This window comes from Chromobacterium aquaticum (assembly GCF_021129195.1).
GTDB lineage: Bacteria > Pseudomonadota > Gammaproteobacteria > Burkholderiales > Chromobacteriaceae > Chromobacterium > Chromobacterium aquaticum.
Window position 1 is genome coordinate 1 of record NZ_JAJOHW010000016.1, and the last position, 24,994, is coordinate 24,994.

Annotated in this window: 11 protein-coding genes; 8 read left to right on the forward strand and 3 right to left on the reverse strand. The window is 61.6% G+C overall.

What is annotated here, in order from left to right:
* Nucleotides 1–333 precede the first annotated feature (333 nt).
* The 5 genes from LQT98_RS02815 (at nt 334) to LQT98_RS02835 (ending at nt 19,824) form a co-directional block, all read left to right on the forward strand.
* The gene (locus LQT98_RS02815; RefSeq protein WP_231461044.1) at nt 334–2,343 is read left to right on the forward strand and encodes a M13 family metallopeptidase; all 2,010 of its coding nucleotides are present in this window, start codon (nt 334–336) and stop codon (nt 2,341–2,343) included.
* Between the two features lie 195 nt (nt 2,344–2,538).
* Entirely contained in the window at nt 2,539–3,804 is a 1,266-nt protein-coding gene (locus tag LQT98_RS02820; protein ID WP_231461045.1) for a nitronate monooxygenase, read from the forward strand.
* A gap of 375 nt (nt 3,805–4,179) precedes the next feature.
* On the forward strand, nt 4,180–5,637 hold the full coding sequence (locus LQT98_RS02825; RefSeq protein ID WP_331282520.1) for a ShlB/FhaC/HecB family hemolysin secretion/activation protein: 1,458 nt from the start codon (nt 4,180–4,182) through the stop codon (nt 5,635–5,637).
* Between the two features lie 69 nt (nt 5,638–5,706).
* Nucleotides 5,707–19,428, forward strand: coding sequence for a two-partner secretion domain-containing protein (locus tag LQT98_RS02830; RefSeq protein WP_231461047.1), 13,722 nt, complete (start codon nt 5,707–5,709; stop codon nt 19,426–19,428).
* Nucleotides 19,429–19,437: 9 nt separating this feature from the next.
* A complete protein-coding gene (locus tag LQT98_RS02835; protein ID WP_231461048.1) occupies nt 19,438–19,824 on the forward strand; it encodes a hypothetical protein in 387 nt (128 codons plus the stop codon).
* Nucleotides 19,825–19,907: 83 nt separating this feature from the next.
* Here the strand turns inward: LQT98_RS02835 and LQT98_RS02840 are convergent, their stop codons facing one another.
* A complete protein-coding gene (locus LQT98_RS02840; RefSeq protein WP_048411461.1) occupies nt 19,908–20,342 on the reverse strand; it encodes a hypothetical protein in 435 nt (144 codons plus the stop codon).
* Between the two features lie 351 nt (nt 20,343–20,693).
* On the opposite strand from LQT98_RS02840, the gene LQT98_RS02845 reads away from it, so the two are divergent.
* A complete protein-coding gene (locus LQT98_RS02845; RefSeq protein ID WP_231461049.1) occupies nt 20,694–21,242 on the forward strand; it encodes an ankyrin repeat domain-containing protein in 549 nt (182 codons plus the stop codon).
* Between the two features lie 226 nt (nt 21,243–21,468).
* Here the strand turns inward: LQT98_RS02845 and LQT98_RS02850 are convergent, their stop codons facing one another.
* Both LQT98_RS02850 and LQT98_RS02855 read right to left on the reverse strand, forming a co-directional pair.
* Entirely contained in the window at nt 21,469–22,305 is an 837-nt protein-coding gene (locus LQT98_RS02850) for a hypothetical protein (RefSeq protein WP_231461050.1), read from the reverse strand.
* 117 nt (nt 22,306–22,422) lie between these two features.
* Entirely contained in the window at nt 22,423–23,202 is a 780-nt protein-coding gene (locus tag LQT98_RS02855; RefSeq protein WP_048411463.1) for a helix-turn-helix transcriptional regulator, read from the reverse strand.
* A gap of 170 nt (nt 23,203–23,372) precedes the next feature.
* Between LQT98_RS02855 and leuC the strand changes: the two genes are divergently transcribed.
* On the forward strand, nt 23,373–24,779 hold the full coding sequence (leuC, locus tag LQT98_RS02860; RefSeq protein WP_231461051.1) for a 3-isopropylmalate dehydratase large subunit: 1,407 nt from the start codon (nt 23,373–23,375) through the stop codon (nt 24,777–24,779).
* Between the two features lie 19 nt (nt 24,780–24,798).
* Nucleotides 24,799–24,936: an entericidin A/B family lipoprotein gene (locus tag LQT98_RS02865; protein ID WP_081544472.1), complete on the forward strand. Its 138-nt coding sequence runs from the start codon at nt 24,799–24,801 to the stop codon at nt 24,934–24,936.
* Nucleotides 24,937–24,994: the final 58 nt, after the last annotated feature.

Below are 24,994 nucleotides of genomic sequence, written 5' to 3' on the forward strand. Positions count from 1 at the left end.
GGTCGGAACAATTCGTGCAATAAGAGCAGCTAACAAACTCCCTGATGCTGCGTTGCGCCGACTTGCCGTACTCAATGTACTGTCTGCGTCGGCGCGCCTTGCCTCAGCCGTAAAACTGAGTTTTGTTAGCCACTCTAAGCCCCTCTAGGTCAGATCCTTATATAAGCTTGCGCATAAAGTTGTCTTTGTCATGAAAAGTGATACTGGACCGCTTTTTTGAAAAGGCAGCCCGCGGGCTGCCTTTGTTTTGCACCTGTGAGCCGGTCCCAACTTTCCGCCGGAACCAAAACAAGGAAAACAGGGCCGCAGAGAAATAGAGAGAAAGGAAACAACATGAAAATGAAGTTAGCCCTGCTTGCCGCCAGCCTGCTGCTGGCCTGGCAGGCGCAGGCCGGCGTTGCCACCGGCATCGACAAGCAGCATTTCGACAGCGCGGTGCGAGCGCAGGACGATATCTATCACGCGGTCAACGGCAACTGGGTCAAGCACGCGGTGTTGCCGGCGTCGGAAGACAACGACGGCGCCTTCAAGCAATTGCGCGACCTGAGCCTGGAGCGCAGCCGCAAGCTGATAGAAAGCGCCGCGGCTCAGCCAGGCGCTTCGCCGGAGGCGCAGAAGATAGGCGATCTGTATCACAGCTTCATGGACGAGGCCGCACTGAACAAGCTGGGCCTGGCGCCGCTACGCGGCGAGTTGGCGGAAATCGCCGCCTTGAAGGACAAGCGCGCGCTGGCGGCCTGGATGGGTTCGGCGCAAAGCCTGGGCGTGCAGCAGCCCCTGGCCTTCTATGTAGAAGCGGACGCCAAGGACGCGCGTCAGTACCTGGCCGGGCTGTACCAGAACGGCTTGAGCCTGCCGGACCGCGACTACTACCTGGGCAAGGACGCGCGCTTTGAAAAAGCGCGTCAGGCTTATCGTGGCTATCTGCTGAAGCTGTTCAAGCTGGGCGGCTATAGCGAGCCGGAGCGGCGCGCCCAACGCGTGTTCGCGCTGGAAACCAAGTTGGCGGAAGCGCAATGGAGCAAGGTGCAGAACCGCGATCCGCAGAAGACTTACAACAAGATGAGCGTGACCGAGCTGAAAAAACAGGCGCCGGGCTTCGATTGGCAGGCCTTCCTGGACGCGGCCGAGGCCGGCGGCATCAGCGTGGTCAACGTCAACCAGCCCAGCTATGCGCAGGCCTGGGCCAAGCTGGCGGCGGAGCTGCCGCTGCAAGACTGGCAGGACTATCTGACGGTGCAGACGCTGGACGCTTACGCGCCTTATCTGGACGACACCCTGGCCCAGACCCGCTTCGACTTCCACGGCAAGGCGCTGGCCGGCACCCTGGAACAGCAGCCGCGCTGGAAGCGCGGCGTGAAGGCGGTGGAGGGCAATCTGGGCGAGGCGTTGGGCAAGCTCTATGTGCAGGCCTACTTCCCGCCGGAATCCAAGGCCAAGATGGAAGTGCTGGTGGGCAATCTGATGAAGGCTTACGCCCAGAGCATAGACACGCTCAGCTGGATGAGCCCGGCCACCAAGAAGGCCGCGCAGGACAAGCTGTCCAAATACATGCTGAAGATAGGCTACCCCAATAAGTGGCGCGACTACGGCGGCCTGGAGATCAAGCGCGACGATCTGGCGGGCAATATCAAGCGCGGCTCGATTTTTGAATACCGCCGCATGCTGGCCAAGCTGGGCAAGCCGGTGGACCGCGAGGAGTGGGGCATGACGCCGCAGACCGTCAACGCCTACTACAACCCCTCGCTGAACGAAATCGTGTTCCCGGCCGCCATTCTGCAGCCGCCGTTCTTTGACGCCAAGGCCGACGACGCGGTCAACTACGGCGGCATCGGCGCGGTGATCGGCCATGAAATCAGCCACGGTTTCGATGATCAGGGCAGTCAGTTCGACGGCGACGGCAATATGCGCAACTGGTGGACGGCGGAAGACCGCGCTCGCTTCGACCAACTGACTGGCAAGCTGGTGGCGCAGTACAACGCCTACGAGCCGCTGCCGGGCAAGCACATCAACGGCGAGCTGACCTTGGGCGAAAACATTGCCGACAACGCCGGCCTGCAAATCGCCTACAAGGCCTACCAGCTGTCATTGGGCGGCAAGAGCGCGCCGGTGCTGGACGGCATGAACGGCGATCAGCGCTTCTTCTACGGCTTCGCCCAGGTGTGGCGCACCAAGATCCGCGACGAAGCCTTGCTGTCGCGCCTGGTGACCGACCCGCACTCGCCGGGCGAATTCCGCGCCATCGGCGCGGCGAGCAATAGCGATGCCTTCGTCGAAACCTTCGAAGTCAAACCGGGCGACAAGATGTTCAAGCCGCAGGATGAGCGCATCCGTATCTGGTAAGCGCGGAACCCAGGCAAGCCGGGGCATGCCCCGGCTTTTGCGCTGGGTCCTGCGTGTAGCGTGGCTGCAATCTGGCTGGGGCATAGTGCGTTGAGTCCGGCTTGGGTTCTCGGAGCAAAAACTCTAAAAAAATGGATTTTCCAAAGAGGCAGGCGGATAATGCCCGCCAGCATTCAGGAGAGATAGGCTGATTTGATGAAGTGCGTTGACGATTTCAGACTGCGGCTAGGCACGCAGGAACTGGTGCCCATCATGATAGGCGGCATGGGCGTGGACATCTCCACCTCGGCGCTGGCGCTGGAAGCGGCCAGGCTGGGTGGCGTGGGCCATATTTCCGATGCCATGGTGCCCACGGTGACCGACCGCCGCTTCAACACCAAATACGTCAAAGACAAGCTCAAGCAGTACAAATTCAATGTCGAGAACAGCGACAAGTCCGTCGTGCAGTTCGACTTGGGCCTGTTGGCCGAAGCCACCCGCATGCATGTGGGCAAGACCATGGAAGCCAAGCGCGGCGACGGCCTGGTCTTCATCAACTGCATGGAAAAGCTGACCATGAACGCGCCCAAGGACACCTTGCGCACGCGCATGCACGCCGCGCTGGACGCGGGCATCGACGGCATCACCCTGGCCGCCGGGCTGCACCTGGGTTCCTTCGCGCTGATGGAAGACCATCCGCGCTTCCGCGACGCCAAGCTTGGCATCATCGTCTCCTCCTTGCGCGCGCTACAGCTATTCCTGAAAAAGAGCGCGCGCAGCAATCGCCTGCCGGACTACGTGGTGGTGGAAGGCCCGCTGGCCGGCGGCCACCTCGGCTTCGGCATGGACTGGGCGCAATACGATCTGGCCGCCATCGTCGTGGAAATCCGTGACTGGCTGCGGGCGGAACAACTGGACATCCCGTTGATTCCGGCTGGCGGCGTGTTCACCGGCAGCGATGCGACCAACTTCCTGGAAATGGGCGCCGGCGCGGTGCAAGTGGCCACCCGCTTCACCGTGGCGCGCGAATGCGGCCTGCCGGAGAAAGTGCAGCAGGAGTACTTCAAGGCCAATGAGGACGATATCGAAGTCAACCAGCTGTCTCCCACCGGCTATCCGATGCGGATGATCAAGCACTGCCCGGCCATCGGCGACGGCATCCGTCCCAACTGCGAGGCCTATGGCTACCTGCTGGACGCCAAGGGCGGCTGCTCTTATATCGATGCCTACAATCGCGAAGTGGCCGCCCATCCAGGCGAGCGTCGCATCAAGGTATGGGACAAGACCTGTCTGTGCACGCAGATGCGTAATTTCGATTGCTGGACCTGCGGCCACAATGCCTACCGTCTCAAGGACACCACAGTCCGGCGCGATGACGGCAGCTATCAACTGCTCAGCGCCGAGCACGTGTTCCAAGACTACCAATACAGCAAGGATCACAAAATTGCCTTGCCGGAGCTGGAGAGCATTGTTCTGGCTTGAGCGGAACAAGATGCGGCAGACTAAAAACCGGAAGCGAGGCTTCCGGTTTTTTTATGCATTACGTGTTTTTACGTAGTTACCTTGTTATTGTCATTATTTAAAATGGAGCAATAAATACCATTCAAATAATTTAAAATAATCACTCTAAGCTCCGTGAACCATACACTGATTCAGGCCGCCGTTTTGGGCGGCTTTCTTGTTCCCGCCGTCGGAGCATCCGCGCTGGACGAACAAATTCTTCGGCATCAGCAACAACAACTGGAGCAGCAGCGCGAAGAGCTGCAACGGCGGCCCGACGTGCTCCAATCCCCATCCGCGCCCAGTCCCGCCGCTCTGCCCGCCGCCGCGGGGGCTCATGAAGGCGCGTGTTTCACGGTGAGGCAAATCGCGCTGGAGGGTATGCCCGTCGCCTGGCGCGGCTGGCTGCCTGCGGCGGCGGCCCGCTGGCAAGGCCAATGCCTGGGCTTGGCTCAACTGGACCAAGTAGTTTCCACGCTGAGCAATGCGATGGTGGAGCGCGGCTATGTGACCAGCCGGGTTTATCTGCCGGAGCAGAACCTGAAGCAGGGCCGCTTGCGGCTGGCGGTGGTGCCGGGCCGCATCCATCAAATCCGGCTCAAGGATGGGCCGGGCGACCGCGGCCTGGCGTCAGCCTTTCCGCTTGGCGCTGGCGATATCCTCAATGTGCGCGCGCTGGAACAGGGTCTGGAACAACTGGGGCGAGTGCCCACCCAGCAGGCGACGATGGAAATCGTCCCCGGACAACAGCCGGGCGAAAGCGATGTGGCGGTCAGCCGCAGCCGCGCGCGCCAGCTGACCGGGCAACTGAGCCTGGACGACAGCGGCCAGCCCGCCACCGGCAGGCTGCAGAGCAACGCCAGCCTGCTGCTGGGCGGTGCCACCGGCTTCAACGACCTGCTGTCCCTGTCCTGGAGTCAGGACGCCGAGCATATCGCCCACCCGCTGAGCCAGGCGCATACCGTGTCCTGGCTGCTGCCCTGGGGCGATTGGACCGCGTTCGCCAGCTATAGCGCCTTCTCCTATCGCCAAACACTCCAGGGTGCCAACCAATCCTTCTCTTCCAGCGGCCACAGCCGCAATACCCTGCTGTCGTTGGCGCGTCTGTTACACCGCGACCAGAGCAGCAAAACCGAGCTCAAGGCCAGCCTGACCCGCAAAGCCTCGCGTAGCTTTATCGAGGACACGGAAATCGCGCAGCAGCGCCGCGATCTGACCATCGCCGGCCTGGAGCTGAGCCATCGCCGCTATCTGGGCGAAGCGGTGCTGGACGCCTCGCTAGGCTATCAGCGCGGCATTGGCGGCTGGGGCGCGCAAAACGAGGCGCAAACCGCCGCCTCAGGCTTCACCGCACGCCATGAACTGTTGCAAAGCCGGCTGGCCTTGCAGCTGCCACTGCGTCTGGGCAGCCAAAGCTGGCGTTGGAACAGCGAATTGCGCGGCCAATACAGTGCCGATCCGTTGTTGCCCTCGGAACAGTTTTCCATCGGCAGCCGCTACACCGTGCGCGGCTTCAATAGCAACAGCCTCAGCGGACGTGGTGGCCTGTATTGGCGCAATGAACTGAGCGCGCCGCTGCCAGCCGTGGCCGGCGCACAGCTGGAAGGCTATCTGGGCCTGGATGCGGGGAGGGTGCTGCACCCCGCCTATGCCGACGATGCCACCCGCAGCCTATCCGGCTGGGCTGCTGGCTTGCGTTTGCAACTGGCGAGCCGGCTCAGCGCCGAGCTTGGCCATGAACGGGCAATGCACCAGCCGCAAGGCTGGAACCGGCCCGCCATCACCCATTTCAATCTGACCCTGCTCTGGCAATAGACCTTGCCCAGCCCCGCGCCTCGTCCAGGTGGATGAGGCGTGGCCCTGTACCGTTTTGGCGTCCTCATCATGAATAAATCACTCTATCGCATCATCTTCAATCAAGCGCGCGGCCAACTGATGGCGGTGCAGGAAACCGCCAGCGGGCAGGGCAAGGGCAGCGGCCGTGGCCAGAATGCGGCGGGGGCGAAATTCGCCGCCGCGCGCGGCTTCGGCTTCAAACTGTGCGCGCTGTGGGTGGGCGTCAGCCTGGGCAGCGCGGCACTGGCAGCCGACATCGTTGCCGATCCCGGCGCGGCGGCAGGCCAGCGGCCGACGGTGATTCAGGCCAATAATGGACTGCCGGTGGTGCAGATCGCCACGCCCAGCGCCGCTGGCGTGTCCCACAACCAGTACCAGCAGTTCAACGTCGGCCCCAAAGGGGCGGTGCTCAATAATAGCGCTCAAGTCGTCAATACCCAGTTGGCCGGCTATGTCGGTGGTAACCCCAATCTGGCCGGCGGCAGCGCCCGCATCATCCTCAACGAAGTCACCCACGCCAACCCCTCGCAATTGAACGGCTATCTGGAAGTGGCAGGCCAGCGCGCGCAAGTGGTGGTGGCCAACCCATGGGGCATCAGCTGCAGCGGTTGCGGCTTCATCAACACCCAGCAAGCGATGCTGAGCACCGGCACGCCGCAACTCAACGCCCAGGGGGCTTTGACCGGCTTTCAAGTCAATGGCGGCGTCATCAGTATCGGCGGCGCGGGCCTGAGCGCCGGCAATGTCGATAAATTCGCCATCATCAGCCGTGCGCTGCAAGTGAATGCCGAATTTCACGCCAAGCAATTGGAGCTGGTGCTGGGCCGCAATCAAGTGGACGCGGACACCTTGCAAGCGCGACCGCTGGCGGCTGATGGCGGCACCGCACCGGCCTTCGCACTGGACGTGGCGCAGTTGGGAGGCATGTACGCCAACGCCATCCGCTTGGTGGGCACCGAGATGGGGGTGGGGGTTAGGCAGCAGGGCGAAATGGCGGCGCGCGCCGGCGATCTGCAACTGACCAGCGCCGGCGACCTGGTGCTGAAAGGCAAGACCTTCAGCCAGCAGGACATCAAGCTCAACAGCGGTGGCAAGTTGGAGCACAGCGGCCAGACTCGCAGCCAGGGCGCGCTGCAAGTGGCCGCCACCGACGCAGCCCAATTGGAAGGTAGCCTGACGGCGGGTGGTGCGTTGGGTTTGGAAGCGGCCACAGTGGCGGGCAAGGGCAGCGTGGCCGCCGGCGCCCATGCCGACGGTAAATTGGGCGAGGCCGGCGCGTTGACGCTGCGCAGCCGCGCGGGCCTGGATTTCCATGGGGAATTGCTGGCCGGCGGCGATGTGAACATTCAGGCGGGTAGCGCCCAGTTGCAGGGCGCGGCTGTAGGCGCCAGCCACGGCGATTTGAGGGTGACGGTGGATGGCGAGTTGAATGCTTCGCAAGCCAAGCTGGGCGCCAAGAATCTGGCTCGTTTGCAAACCGGCGAGGACATCAAGCTGCAACAGGGCGCGCTGAGCGCCGGGCAGTTAGAACTGCAGGCGAGGGCACTGGATAACCGTGGCGGCCTGATCGCACAAAGCGGCGAGGCGGCCGGCTCGGTACGCTTGCAAGGGGTGCTGGACAACCGCGACGGGGTGATCTCTAGTCAGGGCAAAACGCTGAGCGTGGAGGCGGCGGCCATCGACAACCGACATGGCGAGATCAGCCACGCCGGCGCGGACACGCTGCGAGTGAGCGTGGACAAAATCGACAACCGCGAGCAAGGCAAGCTGCACAGCGACGCCAAAGCCGAGGTCAAGGCTGCGGAAATCGACAATGCGCAGGGACGATTGACCGCCTTGCAGGGCCTGGAGCTGAACGCCAGCGGCGTGCTGCGCAACGATGGCCTGTTGGGCAGTGATGGCCAGCTCAAACTGACGGCCGGCCAACTGGAGAATGGAGTTGGCCTGATCCAGGCCGGCAAGGATCTGCAACTGACGGCGGCCAGCGTCAACAATGCGGACAAAGGCCAAATTCTGGCGCTGGGCAAAGAGAGCATTAGCAGCCTGGAGATCAGCGGCCAACTGAACAACCAGGGCAAGATTGCCGGCAATGCGGCACTGGACGTCAACGCCGCCGACATCGACAACCACGGCGGTTCGTTGCAGTCGGCAACGCAACTGAACCTGAACAAACAAGCCAGCTTGAACAACGACGGCGGCCATATCGTTGCCAAAGACCTGAACCTGAAGGCGGACACGCTCAGCAACCAGGGCGGTGAGGTGTTTGCCCAGCAACAGCTGGACGCCGAGCTGCAGCAACTGAACAACGCCAAAGGCAGCCTGATCGGCTCGCAGAAGCTGAACCTGACCACGAGTGCCTCGCTGCATAACGACGGCCTGCTCGGTAGCGATGGCCAGCTCAAGCTGACCGTTGGCCAACTGGAGAATGGAGTTGGCCTGATCCAGGCCGGCAAGGACCTGCAACTGACGGCGGCCAGCGTCAACAATGCGGACAAAGGCCAGATTCTGGCGCTGGGCAAGGATGCCGCCAGCAGCCTGGAGATCAGCGGCCAGCTGAACAATCAGGGCAAGATCGCCGGCAATGCGGCGCTGGACGTCAACGCCGCCGACATCGACAACCACGGCGGCAGCTTGCAGTCGGCAGCGCAACTGAACCTGAACAAACAAGTCAGCTTGAACAACGATGGCGGCCACATCGTTGCCATGGATCTGGGCCTGAAGGCGGCCACGCTCAGCAATCAGGGCGGCGAAGTCTTCGCTCAGCAACAGCTGGACGCCAAGCTGCAGCAGCTGAATAACACCAAAGGCAGCTTGATTGGCTCGCAGAAGCTGAACCTGACCGCGAGTGCCTCGCTGCACAACGACGGCCTGCTCGGTAGCGATGGCCAGCTCAAGCTGACGGCCGGTGCGTTGGAGAACGGCGCGGGCCTGATCCAGGCTGGCAAGGATCTACAACTGACCGCGGCCAGCGTCAACAACGCTGACAAAGGCCAGATTCTGGCGCTGGGCAAGGACGCCGCCAGCAGCCTGGAGATCAGCGGCCAGCTGAACAATCAGGGCAAGATCGCCGGCAATGCGGCGCTGGACGTCAACGCCGCCGACATCGATAACCACGGCGGCAGCTTGCAGTCGGCGGACAAGCTGAGTCTGAACAAACAAACCAGCCTGAACAATGACGGCGGCCACATCGTTGCCATGGATCTGGGCCTGAAGGCGGAGACGCTCAGCAACCAGGGCGGCGAAGTCTTCGCCCAGCAACAGCTGGACGCCAAGCTGCAGCAGTTGAATAACGCCAAAGGCAGCCTGATTGGCTCGCAGAAACTGAACCTGACTGCGAGTGCCTCGCTGCACAACGACGGCCTGCTCGGTAGCGACGGCCAGTTCAAGCTGACCGTTGGTCAACTCGAGAATGGTGCGGGCCTGATCCAGGCCGGCAAGGATCTGCAACTGACGGCGGCCAGCGTTAACAACGCTGGCCAGATTCTGGCTTTAGGCAAGGAGAGTACTAGCAGCCTGGAGATCAGCGGCCAACTGAACAACCAGGGCAAGATCGCCGGCAATGCCGGGCTGGACGTCAACGCCGCCGATATCGACAACCACCGCGGTTCGTTGCAGTCGGCGGACAAGCTGAGTCTGAACAAACAAGCCAGCCTGAACAACGACGGCGGCCACATCGTTGCCAAGGATCTGAGCCTGACAGCGGACACGCTCAGCAACCAGGGCGGCGAAGTCTTCGCCCAGCAAGCTCTGGACGCCAAGTTACAGCAGCTGAACAACGCCAAAGGTAGCCTGATCGGCTCGCAGAAGCTGAACCTGACCACGAGTACCTCGCTGCATAACGACGGCCTGCTGGGCAGTGATGGTCAGCTCAAGCTGACCGTTGGCCAACTCGAGAATGGCGCGGGCCTGATCCAGGCGGGTAAGGATTTACAACTGACGGCGGTCAGCGTTAACAACGCTGACAAGGGCCAGATTCTGGCGTTGGGTAAGGATGCCGTCAGCAGCCTGGAGATCAGCGGTCAGCTGAACAACCAGGGCAAGATTGCTGGTAATGCGGCGCTGGACATCAATGCCGCTGATATCGATAACCACGGCGGTAGCTTGCAGTCGGCGGACAAGCTGAGTCTGAACAAACAAGCCAGCCTGAATAACGACGGCGGCCACATCGTCGCCAAGGATCTGAGCCTGAAGGCGGAGACGCTCAGCAATCAGGGTGGTGAGGTCTTCGCTCAGCAACAGCTGGACGCCAAGCTGCAGCAGTTGAATAACGCCAAGGGCAGCTTGATCGGCTCGCAGAAGCTGAACCTGACCGCGAGTGCCTCGCTGCACAACGATGGCCTGCTCGGTAGCGATGGCCAGCTCAAGCTGACGGCCGGTGCGTTGGAGAACGGCGCGGGCTTGATCCAGGCTGGCAAGGATCTGCAACTGACCGCGGCCAGCGTCAACAACGCGGACAAAGGCCAGATTCTGGCGCTGGGCAAGGACACGGCCAGCAGCCTGGAGATCAGCGGTCAGCTGAACAACCAGGGCAAGATTGCCGGCAATGCCGGGCTGGACGTCAATGCCGCTGATATCGATAACCACGGCGGTAGCTTGCAGTCGGCGGACAAGCTGAATCTGAACAAACAAGCCAGCCTGAACAACGACGGCGGCCACATCGTTGCCAAGGACCTGAGCCTGAAGGCGGACACGCTCAGCAACCAGGGCGGCGAAGTCTTCGCCCAGCAAGCTCTGGACGCCCAACTGAGTCAGCTGAACAACACCAAAGGCAGCCTGATCGGCTCGCAAGGACTAACGCTCAGTGCCCGCGAGACCTTACACAATGACGGCCTGCTCGGTAGCGATGGCCAGCTCAAGCTGACAGTGGGACAACTGGAGAACGGCGTTGGCCTGATCCAGGCCGGCAAGGACCTGCAACTGATGGCGGCCAGCGTCAACAATGCGGACAAAGGCCAGATTCTGGCGCTGGGCAAGGATGCCGCCAGCAGTTTGGAGATCAGCGGTCAGCTGCACAACCAGGGCAAGATCGCCGGCAATGCCGGGCTGGACGTCAACGCCGCCGACATCGACAACCACGGCGGCAGCTTGCAGTCGGCGGACAAGCTGAATCTGAACAAACAAGCCAGTCTGAACAACGACGGTGGTCACATCGTTGCCAAGGATCTGAGCCTGACAGCGGATACGCTCAGCAACCAGGGCGGCGAAGTCTTCGCCCAGCAAGCTCTGGACGCCCAACTGAGTCAGCTGAACAACGCCAAGGGCAGCTTAATCGGTTCGCAAAGCCTGAGTCTCAGCGTTGGCGACTTACTGCGCAACGATGGTCTGTTGGGCAGTGATGGCCAGCTCAAGCTGACGGCCGGCCAACTGGAGAATGGCGCGGGCCTGATCCAGGCCGGCAAGGATCTGCAACTGACGGCGGCCAGCGTCAGCAACGCCGACAAAGGCCAGATTCTGGCGTTGGGTAAGGACGCTGCTAGCAGCCTGGAGATCAGCGGCCAACTGAACAACCAGGGCAAGATTGCCGGCAATGCCGGGCTGGACGTCAATGCCGCTGATATCGATAACCACGGCGGTAGCTTGCAGTCGGCGGACAAGCTGAGTCTGAACAAACAAGCCAGCTTGAACAACGACGGCGGCCATGTCGTTGCCAAGGATCTGAGCCTGAAGGCGAACACGCTCAGCAACCAGGGTGGCGAAGTCTTCGCCCAGCAACAGCTGGACGCCAAGCTGCAGCAACTAAACAACGCCAAAGGCAGCCTGATTGGCTCGCAGAAGCTGAACCTGACCACGAGTACCTCGCTGCATAACGACGGCCTGCTGGGCAGTGATGGTCAGCTCAAGCTGACAGCTGGGCAACTGGAGAACGGGACGGGCCTGATCCAGGCCGGCAAGGACCTGCAACTGACGGCGGCCAGCGTCAACAACGCTGGCCAGATTCTGGCGCTGGGCAAGGATGCCGCCAGCAGTCTGGAGATCAGCGGCCAGTTGAACAACCAGGGCAAGATTGCCGGCAATGCGGCGCTGGACGTCAATGCCGCTGATATCGATAACCACGGCGGCAGCTTGCAGTCGGCGGACAAGCTGAATCTGAACAAACAAGCCAGCTTGAACAACGACGGCGGCCACATCGTTGCCATGGATCTGGGCCTGAAGGTGGGCACGCTTAGTAACCAGGGCGGCGAAATACGCCATCTGGGACAAACCATGGCGCAATGGCTGGTGCGCCAGCGGCTCGACAACCAGCAAGGCACCTTGTTCAGCAATGGCGGTTTGACGCTTGCGGCTCAATCGCTGAACAACCAGCAGGGCACGCTGAGCAGCCTGGGCGCGCAATCCTTGCAACTGGCTCAAGGCCTGGACAATCAGGGCGGCACCTTGGCCGGCGGACAGGGGTTGCAACTGCAACTGGGCGCGGTATTGAACAATCAAGGCGGTACGGTGCAAGCCGAATCCTTGCAGGTGCACGCGGCCGGACTGGGTAATCAGGGTGGCAGCATCAAGGCGCTGGGAAGCGGCGGCAGCAGCATCAACATTGGTGGGACTCTGGACAACTCCGCGCAGGGCGTGCTGGCTGGTAATGGACGGCTGGAGGTAAGCGCCGCGGCTTTGGACAACCGCCAGGGTCTTTTGCAAAGTGCGGCCGCACTGGATGTGCAAGTGGCGTGGCTGGCGCAGAACCAGGGCGGCAAGATTCAGGCCGAGCAGCTGCAGCTGAAAGCCTCCGAGCTGAACAATCAGCAGGGGCTGCTCAGCCAGGCTAGCGACGGCGTGGCCAAGCTGGAATTAAGTGGCAAGCTGGACAATAGCCAGCAGGGCAAGGTGCTATCCAACGGCCAACTGCGGGTGACGGCGGCGGACTTGCTGAATGTCGGCGGCACGTTCAGTAGCCAGAGTGACTTGCAGCTCAGCGTGAGTGGCACGCTGGATAACCGCCAGGGCGCTTTGGGCAGCAACGGCGCCTTGAAGCTGGATAGCGCCAGCGTGGACAATGCCGGCGGCCTGCTCCAGGCCGGCCACACCTTGACCTTGGACAGCGGCAGCCTGCTCAACCAGGGTGGCAGGCTGCTGGCCTTGGGGAGCGGCGACAGCCGCGTGACCCTCGGCGGGCAATTGAACAACGGCGGTCAGATCGCAGGTAACGGCGATTGGAGGATCAAGGCGCAAGGGTTGGACAATGCAGGCGGCAGCCTGCTGAGCGTTGGCAACCTGAGCATTGACGCCGTGACGCTGGGCAATTCCGGCTCTTTCCTGGCTGGCAAGGACTTGAACCTGACCCTCGCCAACGACTTCATCCACACGGCGGGTAGCAAGCTGGAGGCCAATGGCAAGCTCAGCATCAGCAGCAGCGGCAATCTGATCAACAGTGGCCAGCTACAGGCCGGTGGCGACTTGGCCTTGAATGGCGTTAGCTGGACCAATAGCGGCGAGGTCAACGCCGGCGGCAAACTCAGCACTGAATTAAGCCAGGCACTTAGCAATAGCGGCAAGCTCAGCGCCGGCACATTACAACTGAATGCCGCCAGCGTGTTGAACACTCACTCCATTACCGGCGGCGATATCTCCATCCGGGCCGCCAGCCTGGACAACGGTGGCAGCCAGGGCCTGATCGCCTCTGCCGGCAATATGGCGCTGGATATTGGCCAGACACTGAATAATCACGACGGCAGCTGGTTGTACAGCCAAGGTGACATGCGCATCGGCAAGGCGGGGGTGGCTGTTGGGCAGGTGATTAATCATGTGGCGACCATGCAAGCGGATAGAAATATCGATATTAATGTTGGCAATTTAACTAATGAGGCGAATGGTGTCGTTATAAGCCAAAAAGAGTCGTCATCAACAGAGACCAAACCGTTGCAGAAATTTTTCCCGGTTTGGTGCGAGGAGCCACTTGGGTATGGCTGTAATGGGTTGTATTACGATATATGGAGGACTGTCGGTACTGCTTATATTGTTACTAATAAAAAAATAGATGTAGTGAGTGAGGTCGCATTTCCTGCAAGGATACTATCTGGTGGTGATGTCATTGTTCAGGCTGAAAAGGCAGTTAATCGTTATAGTCATATTTCGGCAGGTGGGGAAGTCGTGGTTTTGTCTGGGAGTAAGATAGAGAATATCGCTCAGGCATTGTATGAGTCATCTACAATTGAAACTAAAAACTATTATGGTGACCCTAAGAATGGTAATAATAGCGTATCAGTACAGGTAGTGCCTGCACATCAAATAGGTTCAATCGATGCAGTTATTAGCGCTGGACAAAATTTAACATTAAGATCACCATCTATTGTCAATGATAAGATCGCACGGCTAGATATCGCCGCCGCCTCCGGCTCTAGCCATTCAACGGTTGCAGCGACAAGCCGTGTTTCTGGCCAAACGTTAGCGGTGGATCCTGATGCTGCCAAAGCGGTAGAGCTCGCCGCAAGCGGAGTGGGCAGCCAAGTGCTGAAGCCGGTTTCAAGTACCCGCCAGCTTGCCGGCACTCATGTGGATAGTGCTTTCGGCCAGGTGCTCCCCTCGGAGGCCGCTGCAACTGTCGCTTCGGGTGGCGCTTTGCGTGGAGAAGTGCAAGCGGTAGCGGGAGATGGGCTGAGCAAGGCCGTTCCTGCACCGGCCCAAGGCAAAACCCTGCAAGGCGAAGTCACCACTACCAGTGGCGCAGGGCTGGGCGGGGGGATAGATACCGCCCATGGCCAGGTCCTCAGTGGCAAGGTGCATGGGGATGACGCATCGGGGCGGACATTATCCGCTGGCGATATCTCGCATGTTGCCGCCACTGTTTGGAGTGGAGCCAAAGCCGCGGTGCTGCCGCAGCAAGTGCTGCTGGAGTCCGCCGGCACCAAGGCGGCCAACCCGGTGGCGGACGGCTATAGCTTGCCCAATAACGGCCTGTTCCAGACCCGCCCGGCACCGACGCAGCCTTATTTGGTGGAAACCGACCCGCGCTTTACCCAATACGGCAATTTCATTTCGTCGGATTACCTGCTCAAACAATTGGGTTACGACCCCAGCCGCGTGGAAAAGCGCCTGGGTGACGGTTTCTACGAGCAGCAACTGGTCAGCCGCGCGGTGACGGAACTGACCGGCAAGCGCTTCATCGGCGGCAACGCCAACGCGACGCAGCAATACCAGCAATTGATGAGCCAGGGAGCGGAATACGCCAAGCAATTCCAATTGACGCCGGGCGTGGCGCTGTCCGCGGAGCAGATGTCCCGACTCACCGCGGACATGGTGTGGCTGGTCAAGCAGAATGTCGACGGTCACGACGTGTTGGTGCCGGTGGTGTACTTGGCCAAGGCGCAGGAGCAATCGCTGCGCGGCCAGGGCGCGGTGCTGGCCGGCAGCCATATGGAGCTGCTGGCCGATGGCGCGTTGATCAACAGCGGCACTCTGAAGGCGGGCAACAGCCTGTTGGCGCAGGCGGGCGATATCCGCATCGAAGGCGGCAAAGTGCTGGCCGGCGGCGATCTGGGCCTTGGCGCTCGCCACAATCTGAGCGTTAGCGACGACAAACAACACAGCCAGGCGGGCAGCGTGATCCAGGCGGGCAGCTTGCAGCTGCTGGCCGGCAATGATCTGAAGCTGCAGGCGGTGCAGCTGCAGGTCAACGGCGACGCGCAACTGCAGGCTGGTCACGATCTGGACATCGCCAGCCGCGAAAACCGCTACGACTACCGTGCCAATACTGGCCGCAGCCAGTACAGCTATCAGCAAGTGGACCATGTTGGCAGCACGCTGCAAGTGGGCGGCAGCCTAGGCTTCAACGCCGGGAACGATCTCACGTTTAGCGGCGCGGAGGTCAAGGCCGGCGGCAAGCTGCTGGCCGTGGCCGGCAATGAGCTGACCCTGCAATCCACATTGGACAGCAAGCAAGGCCAAGGCAGCTGGAATGGCTGGGGTTGGGGGGCGTACTCGACGCTGGATCAGATCCGCCATGCCACCCAGCTGCAGGCTGGCGGCGACATGCTGCTGCAAGCCGGCGGCAATCTAGCCCTCAACGGCTCCCAGGCCCAGGCAGGAGGCAACCTACTGGCGCTAGCCGGCAAGCAGCTGACCGTGCAAAGCGAAGTCAATAGCCGGCAAGATCGTCTCAATGTGCAGATGGGTTCCAAGGGCTATGGTCACAGCTGGCAAACGGACAGCCTCGCCGTGGCGGGCCTGGCCAGTCAGGGCAATCTGCAACTGCAAGCCGGCGGCGACGCGGTGTTGAACGGCGCCAGCCTGGGCAGCCACAGTGCTTTGACGCTCAGCGCCGGCCAAGACATCCGCCTGGGCGCGGTGGCCACTCAAAGCCGTAGTGACAACTACTACACCAATGGCGATATCCACAACAACTACGACCTTAGCCAGCACGGCAGCGCGCTGTCCGGCACCAGCGGGCTGACCCTTAATGCCGGCCGTGACATCACGAGCCAGGCCGCCAGCCTTGGCAGTGATGGTCAGGCCACGTTGCTGGCCGGCCGCGACATCACGCTGGGCAGCGCGGAAAACCGTCACAGCGATTACCACAAAACCGTGCGCAGCTCCGGTGGCGCGTTCAGCCGCAAAACCACGGTGGATATCAGCGCGCATGACAATACCACCCAAATTGGCTCCACCGTCTCCGCCGACAAGATTGCAATGCAAAGCGGACAGGACCTCAATATCCAGGCTAGCCAGGTGGCCGGCAGCGGCACGGTCAGCCTGATGGCGGGTCGCGACCTTAACATCCGTTCCGGCACCGATACCCAGCGCGTGTTCCAGTTCCACCAGGAAAAAACCACCGGTGTCTTCTCCGGTGGCGGCATCGGCTTCACGGTCGGCAGCAAGGAGCTGACCCAGGAAATGAACGGCGCGGGCAGCACCCAGAGCCAGAACCGCAGCCTGGTGGGCAGCATCAACGGCGACCTGCAGTTGAAAGCCGGCGGCGTGCTCACCTTGCAAGGCAGTGACGTCACCGCCGGCGGCAACCTGTTGGTGGATGCCAAGAAACAACAATTGGACGCGGCGGTGGACACCTGGCACAGCGTGCAGAAAACCACCAGCAAATCCAGCGGCCTCACCGTGCAGATCACCAGCCCTCTGATCAGCGGCCTGCAGGCCGCTGCCGCGGCCACCGACACCTTGCTCAGCAGCAAGGACAACCGCGTTAAAGCCCTGTCCGCCGCCACCGCCGGCCTAGCTGGCTACAACAGCTACACCGCCTACCAGCAAGCGATGGCCGGCGCGGACCCGTCCAAGAACGGCTATGGGGTCAAGCTCAGCATCAGCGTGGGCGGCAGCCAGAGCGAAAGCACCACCGTCAGCGACAGCCATACCGAAAGCGGCAGCCTGCTCAAGGCCGGCGGCAATCTGTTCACCCAGGCGGCGGGTGCGGGCCAGGACAGCACCATCACCGGTCACGGCGCGCAGCTGCTGGCCGGTAAGGATCTGACGATCAAGGCCGAAGGCGCAATCAGCCTGCTGGCGGCGCAAAGCCGCAGCAGCGAACACACCACCTCCACGTCCAGCAGCGGAGGTGTTGGGGTGAGTTTGGGCTTGGATAGTAAGGAAGGCGTGACTTATGGCTTCTCAGGTAATGCCAGCTATAGCCGCGGCAAGGTGGACGGCAAGAGCACCCAAAATCAACTCAGCCAACTGAATGCCGGCGGCAAGCTGGATATTCAGTCCGGCGGCGACTTCACGCTGCAAGGCGAAGCCCGCGGTCAGCAAGTGGTGGGCGTGGTCGCAGGCGATCTCCGGCTGGAGAGCCTGCAAGATACCAGCAGCTATCACAGCCTGAACCAGAGCGTGAGTGGCAATGCCAGCATGAGCGGCGGTTCGGTGTCGCTTAGCCAGCAAAAAATGGATGCGGACTACGCCAGCGTGCAGCAGCAATCCGGCATCAAGGCCGGCGATGGCGGTTTCCAGCTCAGCGTCAAGGGCAGCACCCAACTCACCGGCGCGGTCATCGCCGGCAGCGCGGCATCCATCCAGCAAGGCAAGAACAGCCTGAGCACCGGCGCGCTGGTCACCAAGGACATCGACAATCATGCCGACTTCACCGCCAGCAGCGTGACCGTCACCGCAGGTTCTGGCGGCGTCACCGGCATGGCGATGGCGGCATCGGATCACGATGCCAGCACCACGCGCAGCGGCATCAGCGGCGGCAAACTAGAGATCAGCAACCCGGCGCTGCAGCAAGCGCTGACCGGTCAAAGCGCGGCGGATGCCGTCGCCAAGCTCAACCGTAATGTGGATAGCGCCACCGATGGCAGCGGCAAGCTGGCCAACAACTTCGACAAGGAGCAGGTGCAAGCGCTGTTCGATGCCGCCGCCGCGCTGCACGAACAAGTGGGCACCTTCCTCTCCAACAAGGCGCAGGCGGCCAAGGCCACTCAGGACGCGTTGGACGCCGCGCGCAAAGATCCGGCCGCCTCGGTCAGCGATCTAGAGCGGCTGGAGCGCGCCGCCGCGGACACCAAGGCCGACGCCGACAAATGGGCGCCAGGCGGCGCCTATGGCCAAATTCTGACCGCGGTCACCGCCGGCATCGGCGGCAACCTGGCCAACGGCCTTGGCGGCATGGCGCAAAACGCAGGCATCGCCTACCTGCAAGGCTTGGGCGCTCAGCAGGTGAAAGCGCTGGTTGACGGGATGGAGGGCGGCGCCAAAACGCCGGAAGGCGAAACCGTCCGCGCGGTATTGCATGCCGCGCTGGCCTGCGGCGGAGCCAGCGCCAGCGGCCAGAACTGCGGCGCGGGCGCTGCCGGGGCCGCCGCCGCGGTGGCGCTGAACAGTGCTTTGGATCAGCTGCAAAAAACTGACGCCAGCAAGATGACGGCAGCGGAGAAACTGCAACGCGAGAACCTGGTCAATGGTCTGCTGGCTGGTTTGTCTACCGCCACTGGTGGTGGCAGCACCGCCGCAACCACGGTGAACGCGGCGAAGACAGAGTTGGAAAATAACCAGTTTGGGGATAGTACTGTAGACCAGTATCTCTATGCTGGGAAAAGCCGTGGAATCAGGGCATTAGTTGAGAAAGCAAATCAGAAGGGCAGTTCCCAAGGCTTGGTGCTGGCTGCCGCCTTCCTAACGGCCCAAGGCACCCCCGCAGCTATTGCAGCAGCTAGAGCGTGTATGAGTAACCCGCTTTGTCTAAATGAGCTGGCTATCACATTAGGCGAGTTTGCTGCGGGGGATGCTCTACCATCTGGTTTAGGTGGGGCTGCCCTTGTTGAAGCTTCACGTCGTTATGTTAGGCTTAATAGTGCGGGGCAAAAGGAGCAGGCAAAAGAGGTTTTGAAAGACATTTCTAAGCTGATTCAAGATTTCCCCGTAAGTACACCAACAGTTAGATATTTGGATAATGCCAGTGCGCCAGAGGTTAGGGGGAGGTTGCTTGCTGCGGTGAAAAGTGTTAGGCGAGAATTTGCCGATGCGGGTAATGCTGCTTTTGCTGAAGTGAATATTCCCGCTTTGTCTAAGGAGCCATTGGTGATGAAGGCGTTTAGTCGATATGATGAAGCATGGGATGAGTTTATTCCAAAACCTAGTGGTGATATGAGCTCATGGATTCTTAAACCTCAGGCCGCAACGGTTAAGCATTTAAACTCTCCTATGTCTTATTTAAGAGACAGTGATACAGAGTTTAAGATTTTAGAAAATATTGCTCAAAAGCTTGGCCCCTCTTCAAATGTGTCAGGGACGATAAATCTTTTGTCTGAGAAGGCTGTATGTCCTAGTTGTCGTAGCGTGGTGGACCAATTTAGATTGCGCTATCCTAATATTAAGTTGAATGTATTTACGGAGTAGGGGGTTGTGATGTCAGAAAAAAAGGCGGATTTTGAGTGTTATCGTACTTATGCAGCAGTGTTAAAGACAGTTGACTCTGAGTTTTCAAGAGGCGCTAGTTTTGGCTACGATCTTGGGCAGCAGTTTGCGTATGCTTATGATGAACTAGAGAGGCCGTGTAAACTTGGGTCGCAATTCAGAAGAGTGGCTATTTATACTGCATTATTCAAACGTGTGCGCATTATGAGTGATGGGTTCGCGGAGTATGATCCATTTGCTTTGGATGTGTTAAATGAGCTAAAAGAAATATATCAAGGTGTGGATGAGGAATTCTTTGAAACCTATCAAGAAGAGGCGGATGGGCTGAGGGAAGATGTGGAGTTGATTAAGAATGTGTTTTTAACAAAGCTAGGCTGATTTTAATCGCCGAGGTTGAGATTTTTTTAATGGGCGAGAATTTGAAAGCGGCGCGCCAATCCGGCGCGCCGCTTTTTTACGCCTTAGCTATTGCGGCCGGGCGTCTTGCCTTCCAGTTCGGTTTTGGCGATTAACGCGCGTTGCAGCGCGTGCACGCTGTCCACGTGCTGGAAGACATCGCAGCGCAACGCGCCCAACACCATCAACTGCTCCGCGTAGTTGAAGAAACCCACCCAATAGCCACGGGCATGGTGAGGATCGCGGAAGTCGATGTCGTAGGCGATCTTGCCGAGCAGGCCCCTGTTGTGGCGTTCCAGATTGTCTTTCAGGTACTGGGCCAGGTGGGCGGCGCATTCACGGCCATAGGCGCAGGCGTCGACGTAGTCGTCGGCGGGCGGCATCTGCCAATGGTGGGGCTGACCGCGTTGCGGCAGGTAGCGGACGAAGGGCAGTTGCGTGGCCTGGGTTTCGTGAGGCTTAGGCCGGTAATGACGGCGCGGGGGAAGTGCTTGGGACATTAGGAATACTCCTATGAGAGTGTGCATGATGTCCCCGCTTCTCGGTTCCAGTCGGGAGGCGGGCGCAAGACCACGGGACTGGAACACCGATTCACTCTCCTCTCGGCACGGCCGAAGCCGTTCCCGCAGCCTGCTCCCGCCATATGGGCGTGCTCAGGCAGCGAACAATAAGGGCCGCAAAGCGGCCCGTTCGCTGAGAGTGAAGTTTTTGGGGTTCCAGTCCCAGTGCCGGATGTAGGCCGGCACGCGGATGATTGTGGCTGCGTGGGCGGGTCGGGTCAAGGGCGCGGGGATGCCAAGCGGAGGGCTTGCGCTTATAGTGGCGGCTTTTAGCTGATTGGGAGGGGAACCATGCGATTGAGAGGCTTGGCCGGCGCGGCGCTGGCCTTGGTCTGCGCGCAGGCGTCGGCGGCGTGCTCGGAGCAGGACTGGAAGACGGTGTTGCGCGGTTCGGAGCAGGCGATTGTCGAGTATGCGCGGCAGCATCATTGTGATTTGAACCAGGGCCTGGACAACGGCGCCAGCTCGGCCATGGTGTACGCGATCCAGAGCGGCCGTCCGGCGGCGGTGGCGGCCTTGTTGGCGGCCGGCGCGGATGTGAACGCGGATGTCTACGACGGCAAGACGCCGCTGTTCTACGCGGCGGAGGCGCGCAATGCGCCGGCGGCGAAGTTGCTGCTGGAGCATGGCGCGGATGTGAATGTGTCGACGCGCTTTTCGCAGATGTCGCTGCTGATGGCGGCGGTGTTGAGCGGCGCGCCGCAGCTGGTGGCCGATTTGCTCAAGCACGGCGCCTCGCTGGAGGACCGGGACAAATACGATCAGTCGGCGCGGGACTATGTGGCCAAGCTGCCCAAGGCCCAACGGCCGGCGATGTTGCGGGCCTTGGGCGGAGCGTGAACGCGGTTTGGGTCACCTGTTCAAAGCCCGCTGCGCGTCGTGAGAACCTGTCCATAGTCTGCTGCGCTTCGGCGATACGGCGTTGAAAACCCCTTCGAAATGCTCATGTACCGTATGTACATTCCGCTTTCTCTGTTGTTTTCGCCTTGTCTCGCTCTTGCTCGCGAGACTTTGAACAGGCTCTGAGACGGTGAGTGCCGCACTTTGAACAGGTTCTGGGCCGTGCTTAAGCCGCGGAGCCGGTCATCCGTCTGAAGTTGATCTGGCGCGAATCGCGGTGAGACTGGAATCGCTTGCTCTTGCCGCGTCGGAGGATGGCTTCGGCCTGCGGTAGCGGGGCGAGGCGGTCCTGTTCCGGCTTGGGCGCGGCGTGTTCGGACATGGCGTGCTCGGGCGCGTGGCTGCGCAGGTAGTCGCAGCGGGCTTGTTCCAGGGTGTCGCGCAGCGTCAGCGGGCTGAGCTGTTGCAGGCTGTTGGAGAGCTGGACGGCGCAGTGTTCGACCAGTTGTTTCAGCGCCGCCTGGTGTTGCGGGGTTTTGTCGTTCAGCCCGGCCTTGGTGCTGATGGCCCTGAGGTGGTTGTTGAGCAGGCTGGGACCGGCTTGCTTGCGGAAGTATTCCGCCTGGCTGGGGAAGCGCGCGGCGGCGCTGTCTATGATGAAGGCACGGTAGTGCTTGGCCTGCTCCGCCAAGCGACTGCTGGGCGCCTGGGGCAGGCATTGCTTGACGGTGGCTTCGGCGCTGCTGTCGATATGGTCGTGCAGCATGGAGGTGTAGTAGTTGCGCAGCAGGTTGTGGGCGTCTTCCTGCGTCCGGCCGGCCAGCCACAGGCTGAACTGGCGTTGCGATTGCGCCAGAGCAGCTTGCAGGGTGTCCGGGGCCAGGCGGCGCAGCGCTTCGGCCGGCTGCGCGCCGCGCGGGCTGGCGCGGCCGACGCTGGACGGGCGTTCGCTATTATTGACCGCGCTGCGGATGTCCGCGGCCAGCGCGGTTTGCGGCGGGGTGTCCGGATCGGCGCAGCCACGGGGGTGGATGCGGCTGAGCATGTCGTTGCTTATTTTCATTGGGCGTTCCTGAGCAAGGGCGGTGGCGTGCGCCGCCGCCGTGGTTGGGATGCGGCGCAGTGTGCCCAAGCCCGGGAAAGCTCAATATAAAGAATTGGTCATGTCGCCGGCATGGCGTCACAGCAGCATCACCAGTTTGTACTCCGGCGCCTGGGCCAGTTTGAGGGTGATTTGCTGGTGCTCGATGCGGCCGGCGCTGGGGTGGTGGAACACGCGGCTGCCGCCTTCGCGCTCCTGCACGTCTTGTTGCTGCCAGTATTGGCGGAATTCCGGGCTGCGCGTTTCCAAGGCGGCAATCATCGCGGCGACGGCGGGTTGGCCCAGCCGCGGGCTGATGTCGGCGCGCAGTTCAGCGACGATGCGGCTGGCGCGTTGCGGCCATTGGTCGATGAAGTGGCGGGCTTCCGGGGTGAGGAAGATGAAGTCCAGTAGGCTGCGGCTGGCGTCCGGCCGGCCCAGCCAGTCGCGGAACAGGCGTTCGGCCGGCGGGTTCCAGGCCACGGCGCGCCATTCGGCGTCCAGCACGTAGGCGGGGGAGTCGATATGGGCGGTGGCTTGCTTCAACAGGGCCTTGGCCTGTTCGGACGGGCCGCGCCATTCCGGTTCCGGGTCTTTGAGGCCGGCCAGGTTGAACAGGTAGTCGCGCTCGGCGGCGGTGAGGCGCAGCGCTTCGGCCAGCCGGGCCAGGGTGGGCGCGGACACGGATTGGGTGCGGCCTTGTTCTATCCAGGTCAGCCAGGTGGTGCTGATATCGCACAAGGCGGCCACTTCTTCGCGGCGCAGGCCTTTGGCGCGGCGGCGCTGGCCGGGCGGTAGGCCGGCTTGTTCCGGGCTCAGCCGTTCGCGGTGGGCGCGGATGAATTGGCCCAGCGGCGCGCTGTCTTTGCTGGCGGTCATGGGCGTAGGGTTCTGGGTATTAGTATCGCTACTAGTATAAGCAACTGTCTTGTTGCCGGGAAAATTTGCTTCCAAGATAGCTTCACGGAACAGAGCCTTGTGGCTGGCGCGCGGAAACCCGCGGCGCCGGCGGCAGTCTGATGTTGAGCAACCGGATTCGAGCAAAGACCATGACCGCACAGACCTTGTACGACAAATTATGGAATAGCCACGTGGTGCGCCAGGAGGCGGACGGCACGGCGCTGCTGTATATCGACCGCCACCTGGTGCATGAGGTGACCAGCCCGCAGGCGTTCGAGGGGCTGAAACTGGCGGGCCGCCCGCTGTGGCGGGTGGATTCGGTGGTGTCCACCGCGGACCACAACACGCCCACCGATCATTGGGACGAGGGCATCAAGGACCCGATCTCGCGCCAGCAGGTGGAAACGCTGGACGCCAATATCAAGGCCTTCGGCGCGCTGGCGTATTTCCCGTTCAAGGACAAGGGTCAGGGCATCGTGCATGTGATGGGGCCGGAGCAGGGCGCCACGCTGCCGGGCATGACCGTGGTGTGCGGCGACAGCCACACCTCCACCCACGGCGCTTTCGCCGCGTTGGCGCACGGCATCGGCACCTCCGAGGTGGAGCATGTGATGGCCACCCAGTGTCTGGTGGCCAAGAAATCCAAGAATATGCTGGTGCGGGTGGACGGCCAATTGGGCCGCGGCATCACCGGCAAGGACGTGGCGCTGGCCATCATCGGCAAGATCGGCACCGCCGGCGGCACCGGTTATGCGATCGAGTTTGCCGGCGCGGCGATCGAGAGCCTGTCGATGGAAGGCCGCATGAGCTTGTGCAATATGGCGATCGAGGCCGGCGCGCGCTCGGGCATGGTGGCGGTGGATCAGAAGACCATCGATTATGTAAAAGGCCGGCCGTTCGCGCCCAAGGGCGAGCAGTGGGAGCGGGCGGTGGCGTATTGGCGCAGTTTGCGTTCCGATCCGGGCGCCGTATTCGACGCGGAAGTGGTGCTGCGCGCCGAGGACATTCTGCCGCAGGTGACCTGGGGCACTTCGCCGGAGATGGTGGTGGATATCGACGGCGCGGTGCCGGACCCGGCGCGGGAAAGCGATCCGGTGAAGAAAAGCGGCATCGAGCGCGCGCTCAGCTATATGGGCTTGCAGGCCAACACCCCCATTCACGATATCGCGGTGGACATCGTGTTCATCGGTTCCTGTACCAATAGCCGCATCGAGGATTTGCGCGAGGCCGCCAGCGTGGCCAAGGGCCGCCACAAGGCCGCCAATGTGAAGCAGGTGCTGGTGGTGCCGGGCTCCGGCCTGGTGAAGGCGCAGGCGGAGGCCGAGGGCCTGGATCAAGTGTTCCTGGCCGCCGGCTTCGAGTGGCGCGAGCCGGGCTGCTCGATGTGCCTGGCGATGAACGCGGACCGCCTGCAGCCGGGCGAGCGTTGCGCGTCCACTTCCAACCGCAATTTCGAAGGCCGCCAGGGTCAGGGTGGCCGCACCCATCTGGTCAGCCCGGCGATGGCGGCCGCCGCCGCCGTGGCCGGTCATTTCGTCGATGTGCGTTTGTTGTAACCGTTTCAAGGAGAGAAACATGCAAAAACTGCTGTTGCTGGTACTGGCCGCGCTGACCCTGAGCGCTTGCAATACGGTGAAGGGCGTGGGCCAGGATGTGTCCAAGGGCGGGCAGGCGATTGAAAACGCCGCCAAGGACGTGTCCAACAAAATGTGATGCGGCGGCCCGCCCCCGGCGTCCGCCGGGGCGGTTGTCCCATCGCACTCTCTAATGA

Bases quoted from the DNA above. Each gene is read 5' to 3' on its own strand.
- LQT98_RS02855 (WP_048411463.1), bottom strand. From the start codon at position 23,202: ATGACCGCCAGCAAAGACAGCGCGCCGCTGGGCCAATTCATCCGCGCC.
- LQT98_RS02840 (WP_048411461.1), bottom strand. From the start codon at position 20,342: ATGTCCCAAGCACTTCCCCCGCGCCGTCATTACCGGCCTAAGCCTCAC.
- LQT98_RS02835 (WP_231461048.1), top strand. From the start codon at position 19,438: ATGTCAGAAAAAAAGGCGGATTTTGAGTGTTATCGTACTTATGCAGCA.
- LQT98_RS02845 (WP_231461049.1), top strand. From the start codon at position 20,694: ATGCGATTGAGAGGCTTGGCCGGCGCGGCGCTGGCCTTGGTCTGCGCG.
- LQT98_RS02820 (WP_231461045.1), top strand. From the start codon at position 2,539: ATGAAGTGCGTTGACGATTTCAGACTGCGGCTAGGCACGCAGGAACTG.
- LQT98_RS02815 (WP_231461044.1), top strand. From the start codon at position 334: ATGAAAATGAAGTTAGCCCTGCTTGCCGCCAGCCTGCTGCTGGCCTGG.
- LQT98_RS02850 (WP_231461050.1), bottom strand. From the start codon at position 22,305: ATGAAAATAAGCAACGACATGCTCAGCCGCATCCACCCCCGTGGCTGC.
- LQT98_RS02830 (WP_231461047.1), top strand. From the start codon at position 5,707: ATGAATAAATCACTCTATCGCATCATCTTCAATCAAGCGCGCGGCCAA.
- leuC (WP_231461051.1), top strand. From the start codon at position 23,373: ATGACCGCACAGACCTTGTACGACAAATTATGGAATAGCCACGTGGTG.
- LQT98_RS02865 (WP_081544472.1), top strand. From the start codon at position 24,799: ATGCAAAAACTGCTGTTGCTGGTACTGGCCGCGCTGACCCTGAGCGCT.